Consider the following 11777-nt stretch of genomic DNA (forward strand, 5'->3'; position numbering starts at 1 on the left):
GTGGCGCCGTGACCGATCGCCGCCTCCGCCTCCCCCGCCCCGACGACGACGTCGCCGAGGCTCTCGCCGCCCTGCGCAGCGACCTGCCGGCCGAGTTCCCCGCGGCCGCCCTCGCCGAGGCCGAGGAGGCGGATCGTCTCGCCGACGACGCCGGCCGCCTCGACCTCACCGCGATCCCGTTCGTCACCATCGACCCGCCCGGCTCCCTCGACCTCGACCAGGCTCTGCACCTCGAGACCACCGCCGACGGCGTCGTCCTCCGCTACGCGATCGCCGACGTCCCCGCGGTCGTCCGCCCCGGGGGCGCGCTCGACGCCGAGACCCGCCGCCGCGGCCAGACCTACTACCTCCCCGACGGGCGGATCCCCCTGCACCCGGCGGTCCTCTCCGAGGGCACCGCCTCGCTCCTCCCCGGGCAGTCGCGCCGAGCGCTCGTCTGGACGATCGCCCTCGACTCCCGCGTCGAGCCCCGCGCGGTCCGCCTCGAGCGCGCGCTCGTGCGCAGCACCGCCCGCCTCGACTACGAAGGCGTGCAGCGCGACGTCGACACCGACCGGATGCATCCGTCGATCGCGCTGCTGCCCTGGTTCGGCCGCGAGCGCCTCGCGCGCGAGGCCGAGCGCGGAGGAGCGAGCCTGACCCTCCCCGAGGAGGAGATCGTCGCCGTCGACGGCGGCTACCGCGTCGAGCGCCGCGCACCGCTCGCCGTCGAGGGCTGGAACGCGCAGGTGTCGCTCCTCACCGGCATGGCCGCCGCGACGCTGATGGTCGACGCTCGCATCGGGATCCTCCGCACGATGCCCGCCGCCGACCCCTCGACCGTCGCCGCGTTCCGGGCCCGCGCCGAGGCGCTCGGCACCCCGTGGGCGCTCGAGGAGCCCTACGGCGCCTACCTCCGCCGCCTCGACACCACCGACCCGCGCCGGCTCGCCATCATGTACGCCGCCGCCTCGCTGTTCCGCGGAGCCGGTTACACCGCCTTCGACGGCACCGTTCCCGAGGAGCCCCGGCAGGCCGCCCTCGCCGCCCCCTACGCCCACGTGACCGCACCGCTGCGCCGCCTCGTCGACCGCTTCGGGCTCGCGGTCTGCCTCGCGATCTCCTCCGGCGCCGAGATCCCCTCCGGGCTCCGCGCCGCCCTGCCCGAGATCCCGCCTCTGATGGCCGCGAGCGACCGTCGGGCAGGAGCCGCGAACCGGGCGGCGACCTCCATCGTCGAAGCGGCGATCCTCCGGGGCCACGAGGGGTCGAGCTTCGAGGGCGTCGTCGTCCAGTCCGCGAGGACCCGTTCCTCCGTGCAGCTCCTCGACCCCGAGATCACCGTCGACGTGCAGGCCCCCCTCACGCCGGGAGCCCGTGTCGCCGTCGACCTGGTCTCGGTCGACGTCGCCACGGGCTCCGCAGTCTTCAGGCTCAGCGCCTAGTCCTCGTCGTCGTCCTCACGGGGCTTCACGTACGGATCGGCGTCGCCCGCGTAGTCGGCCTTCGCCGCCAGCGTCTGCACCTGCGAGTCCTGGTTGCGCGCCGCGGCGAGGAGATCCTCGATGTGCTTCGCGTTCTCGGGGACCGCGTCGAGGATGAACTCGAGCGACGGCGTCAGACGCGACGTGATGTTCTTGCCCACCTCGGTGCGCAGCATCCCGGTCGCCGCCTTCAGAGCAGCGGCCGAGTCGGTGCGCTCCTCGTCGGTGCCGTAGACCGTGTAGAACACGGAGGCGTGCTGGAGGTCGCCGGTCACCTGCACATCGGTGATGGTGACGAAGCCGAGCCGCGGGTCGCGGAGTCCGCGCTCGAGCCGCTTGGCGACGATCACCTGAATCCGTTCGGCGAGCTTCCTCGCCCGTGCCGGATCTGCCATAGCTGGTCCTCACATCTCTCTCGACGCGCCTCTCGGCTCGTCATCTCATCATTGCCGTACTGAGTGCTCTAGTGGCAGTGGCTTCTGCGAGCCGACCGGAACGGGTGGGGTGCCTCGTCACGGCTCCCTCCCGAGCGCCTGCGGCGCTCCCGCCAGACCCGAGCCAGGAGCCGCAACGAGGCACCCCACCCGCTCCTCCCTCAGAAGCGCGAAGCTCTCCTGAACCGAAGCGGAGGGAGGGTGCTGTCGTCCTCTCGCGCCCGGCTCGGGTCTGGCGGGCGCCCGTAGGGCGCGGGATGGCGCGAGAGGGCGACAGCACCCTCCCGATCCCCTCCAGGAGAACACCCGGAGAAGCCCCCCGGGGAAGGCAGAAGGCCCGGGCGGACCCGGGCCTTCTGGGGAGTCGGGATCAGCCTCGCGGCTTCTCCTTCATCTCGATCGTCTCGATCTCGTCGCCGATCTGGATGTCGTTGTACTTTCCGAGCCCGATACCGGCCTCGTAGTCCGTACGGACCTCCGTGACGTCGTCCTTGAAGCGACGCAGCGACTCGATGGCGAGGTTGTCGCCGACGACGACGCCATCGCGGATGACGCGCGCCTTCGAGTTGCGGGTGATCGTGCCGGAGCGGACGATGACACCCGCGATGTTGCCGAACTTGGAGGAGCGGAACACCTCGCGGATCTCGGCGACACCCGACTGGACCTCTTCGAACTCGGGCTTGAGCATGCCCTTGAGCGAGTTCTCGACCTCTTCGATCGCGTTGTAGATGACCGAGTAGAAGCGGATGTCCACTCCCTCTCGAGCAGCGCGCTCGCGGGCCTTCGGGTCGGGGCGGACGTTGAAGCCCACGATGATCGCGTTGTCGATCGTCGCGAGGTTGACGTCCGACTCCGTGATCGCACCGACACCGCGGTGGATGATGCGCAGCTGCACCGAGTCGTCGACCTCGATCTTGACGAGCGACTCCTCCAGCGCCTCGACGGCACCGGACACGTCGCCCTTGATGATGAGGTTGAGCGACTCGACCTTGCCCTCCTCGAGAGCGCGGGTGAAGTCCTCGAGCGAGATGCGCTTGCGGGCCTTGGCCAGCAGGGCGTTGCGCTGAGCGGCTTCGCGCTTCTCGGCGATCTGGCGCGCGGTGCGGTCCTCCTCGGTGACGAGGAAGGTGTCGCCGGCGCGGGGCACGGACGAGAGTCCCTGCACCTGCACCGGTCGCGACGGCACGGCCTCGAGGACGGCGACGCCGTTCTCGTCGGCCATCGCGCGGACGCGGCCGTAGGCCGTTCCCGCGACGATCGCGTCGCCGACGCGCAGCGTTCCCGACTGGATGAGCACGGTCGCGACCGCGCCGCGTCCCTTGTCGAGCTTCGCCTCGATCGCGACTCCGCGTGCCTCCTTGTTCGGGTTGGCGCGCAGGTCGAGACCGGCGTCCGCGGTGAGCAGCACGGCGTCCAGGAGGTCCTGGATGCCCGTGTTGGCTCGCGCCGACACGTCGACGAACATGACGTCTCCGCCGTACTCCTCGGCGACCAGACCGAACTCGGTGAGCTGCTGGCGCACCTTGGCCGGGTTGGCGTCGGGCTTGTCCACCTTGTTGACCGCGACCACGATCGGCACGTTGGCCGCCTGGGCGTGGTTCAGCGCCTCGATGGTCTGCGGCATGATGCCGTCGTCCGCCGCGACCACGAGGATCGCGATGTCCGTGACCTGGGCACCGCGGGCTCGCATGGCGGTGAACGCCTCGTGACCCGGGGTGTCGATGAAGGTGATCGGGCGCTCGATGCCCTCGTGCTCCGCGACGACCTGGTACGCACCGATGTGCTGCGTGATGCCGCCCGCCTCGCCGGCGACGACGTTGGCGTTGCGGATCGCGTCGAGCAGGCGCGTCTTTCCGTGGTCGACGTGACCCATGACGGTGACGACGGGGGGACGGATCTCGAGGTCCTCGTCCGTCTCGTCCTCGAGCTCCTGCTCGAGGTCGAGACCGAAGCCCTCGAGGAGCTCCTTGTCCTCGTCCTCGGGCGAGACGACCTGGATCTTGAAGCCGAGCTCTCCACCGAGCACCTCGAAGGTCGCCTCGTCGAGCGACTCGGTCGCCGTCGCCATCTCGCCGAGGGCGAAGAGGACGGTGACCAGGTTGCCGGGGGGCACCGGCACGCCGGTCATGGCCTCGATCTTGTCGGCGAAGTCCGAGATGGACGCGCCACGGCGCAGACGGATGACCGTCTTGCCGTCGCCGCGGGGAACGCTGACGCCGCCGAGCGACGGAGCCTCCCTGAGCTCGAACTCCTGACGCTTCGTGCGCTTGGACTTCCGGGCCTTGCTCTTGCCGCCACCGCGACCGAACGCACCGGCGGTGCCACCACCGGGGCCGCGACCGCGACCGCCGCCGCCACCGGGGCGAGGGGCGAAGCCGCCGCCTGCACCGGGGGCGCCGCCGGGACGCTGGAAGCCGCCGCCGGCCGGACGACCGGGGCCGCCGGGACGACCGGCTCCGCCGCCGCCGGGACCGCCGGGACGCTGGCCGAAGCCTGCGGGACGCTGGCCCATGCCGGGTCCGCCGGGGCGCGGGGCGCCGGGGCGGGGTGCGGCGGGGCGGGGGATGTTGCTCGGGGTCGGGCGCGAGCCCATCCCCTGCGAGCTCGCGAAGGGGTTGTTGCCGGGGCGGGGAGCAGCGGGACGCTGGCCCATGCCCTGGTTGCTCGCGAACGGGTTGTTGCCGGGGCGGGGTGCGCCACCGGGTCGGCTGGAGCCGCCCGCGCCGCCGGAGCGGGGGGTGTTCGCCGCGGGAGCCGGGCGAGGAGTCGCCGGCTTCGGCCCACCGGGGGTGGGTCCGCCTGCGGGCTTCTCCGCCGCGGGGGCGGAGGGAGCCTCGGCGGCCGGAGCCTCGGCGGCCGGAGTCTCGGCGGCGACGGCGGCGGCCGGAGCCGCCGGAGCCGGAGCCTCGGCGGGCGCGTTGGCGGCGTCCTGGGCACGCTGGGCGGCCGCGGCCTCCTGCGCCGCCTGGGCGGCGAGCTGACGCTCGGCGACCGACATCGGAGGAGCCGGCGCCGGAGCGGGCGGCTTCGCCGGGCCGGGAGTCGGCGCGGAGGGTCGTGCACCCGAGGGGCGCGGGGCGCCGGGGCGCGCAGTACTGGTGGCCGCCGGGGTCGACGACGTGCCGCCTGCGCTGGCACCGGCCTGGCCCTGGAGGGCCTGGCGGAGCTTGCGGGCGACGGGGGGCTCGATGCTCGAGGACGGTCCCTTGACGAACTCGCCCAGTTCCTTCAGCTTCGCAAGTGCGACCTTGCTATCGACACCGAGTTCCGATGCGATCTCGTGTACGCGTGGTTTTGCCACTTCTCTCCTGTCTTGGGCCTGCACCCAAGACGGGGGCAGGCGTCACGAACGGACGGGTCTCATTTCGAGCCGCTCATCAGTCTTCGCTCATGATCAGTTCACGGGCCGTTCTGCCTGTTCTCTATGGTGTGATCGTGCGCTGCGTCGGGTCCTCCGGATGAGGAGCCCGAGCCGGTCGGATCGCGGGTGAGGTACTGCTCGAGGTCGCTCGCGTCCACGCTCTCGCGTGTCCGGAACGCCCTGCTGAACGCCCGGCGCTTGACCGCGCGTTCGTAGCAGTCCTTCGTCGGATGCAGCCACGCTCCCCTGCCCACGGCGACGGCCCGCGGATCGACCGCGAGGACATCGGAATGGGAGACGATCCTCAGAAGAGAGGATCGGGGGGCTCGCAGACGGCAGCCGACGCACGTTCTGACGGGTTCCACCTTACTCCCTCGTTCCGAGGAGCGCCTCCCCGCGACGCCGACGCTCCGGAGTCACTCCCCGTCCATCACCGAATCGGGCTGGATGTCGATCTTCGCGCCGGTGAGCTTCGCGGCGAGTCGGGCGTTCTGACCCTCCTTGCCGATCGCGAGCGAGAGCTGGTAGTCGGGCACGAGGGCGCGGACGGCCTTGAGGCTCTGGTCGATCACGAAGGCACTGGTCACCTTGGCCGGCGACAGCGCGCTCGCGACGAACGTCGGCAGATCGGAGGAGTAGTCGACGATGTCGATCTTCTCGTTGTTCAGCTCGGCGGTGACGGCGCGCACGCGCTGCCCGAGCTCGCCGATGCAGGCGCCCTTCGCGTTCACTCCGGGCTCGGTCGCGCGGACCGCGATCTTGGTCCGGTGGCCGGCCTCGCGGGCGAGCGAGACGATCTCGACGACTCCGGAGGCGATCTCGGGCACCTCGAGTGCGAACAGCTTGCGCACGAGCGACGGGTGGGTGCGCGAGACCTGGACCGACGGGCCCTTGGGCCCGCGGCCGACGCTCGTCACGTACACGCGGATGCGGCGTCCGTGGCTGTAGTCCTCGCCGGGCACCTGCTCCTCGGGGGCGAGGATCGCCTCGATCGAGCCGAGGTCGACGTGGATCATCTTCGGGTTCGGGCCCTGCTGGATGACTCCGGCGACGATGTCGCCCTCACGGCCCTTGAACTCGCCGAGGACCTTCTCGTCGCCGATGTCGCGCAGGCGCTGGTTGATGACCTGCTTGGCGGCGAAGGCGGCGATGCGGCCGAAGTCGCGCGGCGAGTCCTCGGACTCGCCGATCACGGCGCCCTCCTCGTCGAGCTCAGGGACGAAGACCGTGACGTGCCCGGTCTTGCGGTCGAGGTGCACGCGCGCGTCGACCGCGGTCGCCTTGTCGGCGTCGTCGGCCTGTCCGATGTGCTTGAGATAGGCGGTGAGGATCGCCTGCTCGATGATCTGCACGAGTTCCTCGAAGGGGATCTCGCGCTCGCGCTCCAGGAGGCGCAGAACGCTCAGGTCGATGTCCACGGGCGGGCCTTTCTCTCTATTAACTTGGCGTCGCGGATGCGCGACCTCGTCGAAGTCCGGTCCGAAGTCAGGCGGTGCGGCGGCCTCGGGGGGAGCCGCTCCCGCGCGTCGGAACCATTGATCCTACCCGAACGAGTCGACGACGGCTCCGCCTCGGGGGCTCCCCGGCCCTCAGGCTCCGAGGCGGGCGAGGGCCTCGGCGGACGGCAGCTGCTCGCGCTCCCCCGTGCGGCGGTCCCACAGCTCGACGATGCCGTCGGGAGCGCCGCGGCCCGCGATCACGATGACCGGGACTCCGATCAGCTCGGCGTCGCCGAACTTGACGCCGGGCGAGACCTTCGGACGGTCGTCGATCAGCACGTCGCGGCCCGCCGCCTCGAGAGCGGCACCGACCGACTCGGCCAGGGCGAGCGCCGACGGGTCCTTGCCCGTCGCGATGACGTGGACGTCGAAGGGCGAGACGTTCTCGGGCCAGATCAGGCCGCGGTCGTCGTGGTTGCTCTCGGCGATGATCGCGAGGATGCGGGTGACGCCGATGCCGTAGGAGCCCATCGTGACGGTGACGAGCTTGCCGTTCTCGTCGAGCACCTTCAGGCCGAGCACGTCGGCGTACTTGCGGCCGAGCTGGAAGACGTGGCCGATCTCCATGCCGCGGGCGGTCTCGATCGGGCCGGAGCCGTCGGGCGCCGGGTCGCCGGCGCGCACCTCCGCGACCTCGACGACGCCGTCGGGCGTGAAGTCGCGACCGGCGACGAGGTCGAGCACGTGCTGGCCCGAGGTGTTCGCTCCGGTGATCCACGCGGTGCCGTCGACCACGCGGGGGTCGACCAGGTAGCGGATCCCGGTCGCGGACTCCTCACCGAGGACCGCGCCGTCGGCCGACCAGGGACCGATGTAGCCCTTCACGAGACCGGGGTGCTTCGCGAAGTCGGCCTCCGTCGCCGCCTCGACCTCGGCGGGCGCGAAGGCGACCTCGGCGCGCTTGAGGTCGACGTCGCGGTCGCCGGGCAGCCCGATGATGACGAGCTCGCGCGTGCCGTCGAGCGCCGTGAGGGCGAGCACGACGTTCTTGAGGGTGTCGGCGGCGGTCCAGGCACGCCCGTCCTCGCGGGGCTGCTGAGCGTTCGCGAGGTCGACGAGGGTCTGGATCGTCGGGGTGTCGGGCGAGTCGAAGACGCGCGCCGCGGCGAGTCCCTCGATCGGCAGCGCGTCGGGCACCGGAGTCCGGTAGGCCTCGACGTTGGCCGCGTAGCCGCCGGCCGAGCGGACGAAGGTGTCCTCGCCGACAGGGGTGGGGTGCAGGAACTCCTCGCTGCGCGAGCCGCCCATCGCGCCGGCGTCGGCCTGCACGATGACGTACTCGAGGCCGAAGCGACGGAAGATCCGCTCGTAGGCGTCGCGCTGCAGCTGGTAGCTCGCGTCGAGGCCTGCGTCGGTGTAGTCGAAGGAGTAGGCGTCCTTCATCGTGAACTCGCGGCCGCGCAGGAGGCCGGCACGGGGGCGCGCCTCGTCGCGGTACTTGTCCTGGATCTGGTAGATCGAGAGCGGCAGGTCCTTGTACGACGAGTACAGATCCTTCACCAGGAGGGTGAAGAACTCCTCGTGCGTCGGCGCGAGCATGTAGTCCGCGTCCTTGCGGTCCTTCAGGCGGAAGACGCCGTCGCCGTACTCGGTCCAGCGGCCCGACAGCTCGTAGGGCTCGCGGGGCAGCAGCGCCGGGAAGTGGACCTCCTGTGCGCCGGCCGCCTCCATCTCCTCGTGGATGATGCGCTCGATGCGGCGCTTCACGCGCAGCCCGAGGGGCAGCCAGGCGAAGACACCGGGCGCCTGGCGCCGGATGTAGCCGGCGCGGACCAGGAGGCGGTGGCTCGCGACCTCGGCGTCGGCCGGATCCTCTCGGAGGGTGCGGACGAACAGGTGCGAGAGACGGGTAACCACGAGGGACGATCCTATCCGGAGTCCTCGGGCGACCCGCTCCCGCCGCGGCTCAGTTGGCGACCGTGACGACCGGGGAACCGGTCGACGTGTCGTCTGCGGGCATCTCTGCGGCGAGGCGGTTGGCCTCCGCGATCAGCGTCGCGACGATCTCGGACTCGGGGACGGTCTTGACGACCTCGCCCTTGACGAAGATCTGGCCCTTGCCGTTGCCGGAGGCGACACCGAGGTCGGCGTCGCGGGCCTCGCCCGGCCCGTTGACGACGCAGCCCATGACGGCGACGCGGAGGGGGACGGTCATGCCCTCGAGACCGGCGGTGACGTCGTTCGCGAGCGTGTAGACGTCGACCTGCGCGCGGCCGCAGCTCGGGCACGAGACGATCTCGAGCTTGCGCTCGCGGAGGTTCAGCGACTGCAGGATCTGAAGGCCGACCTTGACCTCCTGCGCGGGCGGGGCCGACAGCGACACGCGGATGGTGTCGCCGATGCCCTCGCCGAGGAGGATGCCGAACGCCGTCGCCGACTTGATCGTGCCCTGGAACTCGGGCCCCGCCTCCGTCACACCGAGGTGGAGCGGCCAGTCGCCGCGCTCGGCGAGCTGGCGGTACGCCTTGACCATGATGACCGGGTCGTTGTGCTTGACCGAGATCTTGAAGTCGTGGAAGTCGTGCTCCTCGAAGAGGCTCGCCTCCCAGACGGCGCTCTCGACGAGCGCCTCCGGGGTGGCCTTGCCGTACTTCTGCATGAGGCTCGGCTCGAGCGAGCCCGCGTTGACGCCGATGCGGATCGAGACGCCGGCGGCCTTCGCGGCGGCGGCGATCTTGCCCACCTGGTCGTCGAACTTGCGGATGTTGCCCGGGTTCACGCGGACGGCGGCGCAGCCCGCGTCGATCGCCGCGTAGACGTAGTTGGGCTGGAAGTGGATGTCGGCGATGACCGGGATCTGGCTCTTCTTCGCGATGATCGGAAGCGCCTCAGCATCGTCGCGGCTCGGCACCGCCACGCGGACGATGTCGCAGCCCGACGCCGTGAGCTCGGCGATCTGCTGGAGCGTCGCGTTGATGTTCGTCGTCGGCGTCGTGCACATGGACTGCACGCTCACCTGGGCGTCACCGCCCACGAGCACCTTGCCGACCTTGATCTGACGGGACTTGCGACGGGGAGCGAGGATCTCGGGGACCTTGGGCAAACCCAGATTGACTGCTGGCACGCCCACCATCGTACGCGCGCGCCGCCGCCGTCCACCTCGGACCCTCTCTCCGTTCAGCGACCGGTCAGCCAGCGGAGCCGCGACCCGCATCACCCTCCCTGCTGGTCGAGTAGCCCCTCAGGGGCGTATCGAGACCCACCGGCTTCAAGAGATGAGGCGTCTGACCGGGTCTTCTGAAGGAGGTGGATCTCGATACGCCCGCTCCGCGGGCTACTCGATCAGCGAGCGTCGGGCCATGACGAGAGGGTACCCATCCCTCAAGCCGACCCGTCCGCACCTCCGTACCAGAGACCGGCGACCACCTCGCAGGCGAACGCGTGAATCGCGTTCCAGCGATTCGCGCTGGCCGACCGCTCCACGCTCCACCCACGCGACCACCTCGACAAGCCGACCGCGGCACGCCGGGCAAGGACCGGCGTGCGAGCTAGAACAGCCGGATCGGGTTCACGATGTCCGCGTAGATGAGCAGCGCGCTCATCCCGCCGAGGATGATGACGACGACGTAGGTCAGCGGCAGCAGCCGGGCGATGTCGAAGGGCCCGGGGTCGCGCTTGCCGAAGAGCTTGGCGACGCGGCGGCGCAGGCCCTCCCAGAGCGCGCCGGCGATGTGCCCGCCGTCCATCGGCAGCAGCGGCACGAGGTTGAACACGAGCAGCGCCACGTTCAGCGAGGCGAGCACGCCCACCATCGTCTGCACCTTCGAGACGATCGGCAGCTGGTCGGAGGCGGCGATCTCGCCGGCGATGCGGCCCACGCCGACCACGCTGATCGGGCCGTTCGCGTCGCGCTCCTCGCTGCCGAAGGCGGCCTGCGCGACGTCGTAGAGCCGCTGCGGGAGGTTGAGGATCACGTTCGCGACGCTGGTGATGTTGGTCCACACCGTCTCGGGAACGGCGGTGATCGGCTGCTGTGCGAGGGCGCTGGTCGGCGAGATGCCGATGAAGCCGACGGTCTGCGTCTCGACGTCTCCGGAGGCGTCGGTCACGACGGCTCCGGACGCGTCCGTGACGGCGACCTCGTTCTCGACGGGGGTGATGGTCAGGGTGACGTCCCGGCCGTCGCGGTCGACGACCACGCTGAGCGGCGTGTTCGCCGACTCGCGGATGATCGGGGTGAGGTCGTCCCAGGACGAGACGGCGGTGCCGTCGATCGACTCGATGGTGTCGCCGGGGAGGATGCCGGCCTCGGCGCCCGGCGAGAGCGGGTCGTCGGGCGAGCAGGTCTCGGCACCGGTCGAGGACGCCGGGACCACGCACTGCGAGACCGTGGCGATGGTCGACGTGCTCTGCGCGACTCCGATGCCGCAGAGCAGGACGGTGAAGAGCACGGTCGCGATCACGAGGTTCATGAACGGGCCGCCGAACATGATGATCACGCGCTTCCACACCGGCAGGCGGTAGAAGGCGCGGTGCTCCTCGCCCTCGCCGATGGTCTCCGCGCTCGCGGCTCGCGCCTCGTCGATCATCGAGGGGCGGCTGCTGGATCGGATGTCGGCGGACTGCTGGCCGACGCCCTTGAACATGCCGACGGCCGACTCCGTGAGCGGGTCGCCCTCGTGCTTCGGCGGGTACATGCCGATCATCGCGATGTAGCCGCCGAGCGGGATCGCCTTGATCCCGTACTCCGTCTCTCCGCGCCGCCTCGAGAAGATCGTGGGGCCGAATCCGATCATGTACTGCGTGACCTTGACGCCGAAGAGCTTGGCGGGCAGGAGGTGGCCGACCTCGTGCAGCGCGATCGAGAGCGCGACGCCGACGGCGATGATGACGACGCCGAGGACGAAGAGCAGCACGGATTCCACTGGGTCACTGTAGGCCGGGCGTCGGACATCCCGCTGGGCTGCGGCTGGGCGTCGCCGATGAGTCGCGCGAACGGGGGGAAGCGAGCAGGAGAGCCGACCTCCATGCGCTCGCTTAGAGTTCGGTGGGCGAACGGTCGCCCTCCTCGAAGGAGCGA

8 protein-coding genes are annotated in these 11777 nt (G+C 70.9%); 1 reads left to right on the forward strand and 7 read right to left on the reverse strand.

Annotation, left to right across the window (positions count from 1 at the left end; translation table 11 throughout):
* The first annotated feature begins 8 nt into the window (after positions 1 to 8).
* On the forward strand, positions 9 to 1424 hold the full coding sequence (locus GRS96_RS13925) for an RNB domain-containing ribonuclease (protein WP_159988756.1): 1416 nt from the start codon (positions 9 to 11) through the stop codon (positions 1422 to 1424).
* On the opposite strand, the gene rbfA is transcribed toward GRS96_RS13925, so the two are convergent.
* The 7 genes from rbfA to GRS96_RS13960 all read right to left on the reverse strand — a co-directional run bounded on the left by rbfA (position 1421) and on the right by GRS96_RS13960 (position 11613).
* Positions 1421 to 1858 (reverse strand): 30S ribosome-binding factor RbfA, encoded by a 438-nt coding sequence (rbfA, locus tag GRS96_RS13930; protein ID WP_159859219.1) that lies wholly within the window; start codon positions 1856 to 1858, stop codon positions 1421 to 1423. The genes GRS96_RS13925 and rbfA overlap by 4 nt on opposite strands.
* Positions 1859 to 2267: 409 nt before the next feature.
* On the reverse strand, positions 2268 to 5198 hold the full coding sequence (gene infB / locus GRS96_RS13935) for a translation initiation factor IF-2 (RefSeq protein WP_159988757.1): 2931 nt from the start codon (positions 5196 to 5198) through the stop codon (positions 2268 to 2270).
* Between the two features lie 98 nt (positions 5199 to 5296).
* Positions 5297 to 5623, reverse strand: a complete 327-nt coding sequence (locus tag GRS96_RS13940; RefSeq protein WP_159859216.1) for a YlxR family protein — start codon at positions 5621 to 5623, stop codon at positions 5297 to 5299.
* Between the two features lie 51 nt (positions 5624 to 5674).
* Complete coding sequence (gene nusA, locus GRS96_RS13945) at positions 5675 to 6676, reverse strand: transcription termination factor NusA (RefSeq protein WP_159859213.1); 1002 nt, start codon at positions 6674 to 6676, stop codon at positions 5675 to 5677.
* Positions 6677 to 6847: 171 nt separating this feature from the next.
* On the reverse strand, positions 6848 to 8614 hold the full coding sequence (locus tag GRS96_RS13950) for a proline--tRNA ligase (protein WP_159988758.1): 1767 nt from the start codon (positions 8612 to 8614) through the stop codon (positions 6848 to 6850).
* A 49-nt stretch (positions 8615 to 8663) separates the two neighbouring features.
* Positions 8664 to 9821: a flavodoxin-dependent (E)-4-hydroxy-3-methylbut-2-enyl-diphosphate synthase gene (gene ispG, locus GRS96_RS13955; protein ID WP_204162089.1), complete on the reverse strand. Its 1158-nt coding sequence runs from the start codon at positions 9819 to 9821 to the stop codon at positions 8664 to 8666.
* A 424-nt stretch (positions 9822 to 10245) separates the two neighbouring features.
* Positions 10246 to 11613, reverse strand: a complete 1368-nt coding sequence (locus GRS96_RS13960; RefSeq protein WP_159859269.1) for a site-2 protease family protein — start codon at positions 11611 to 11613, stop codon at positions 10246 to 10248.
* Positions 11614 to 11777: the final 164 nt, after the last annotated feature.

Source organism: Rathayibacter sp. VKM Ac-2803 (genome assembly GCF_009807175.1).
Lineage (GTDB): Bacteria > Actinomycetota > Actinomycetes > Actinomycetales > Microbacteriaceae > Rathayibacter.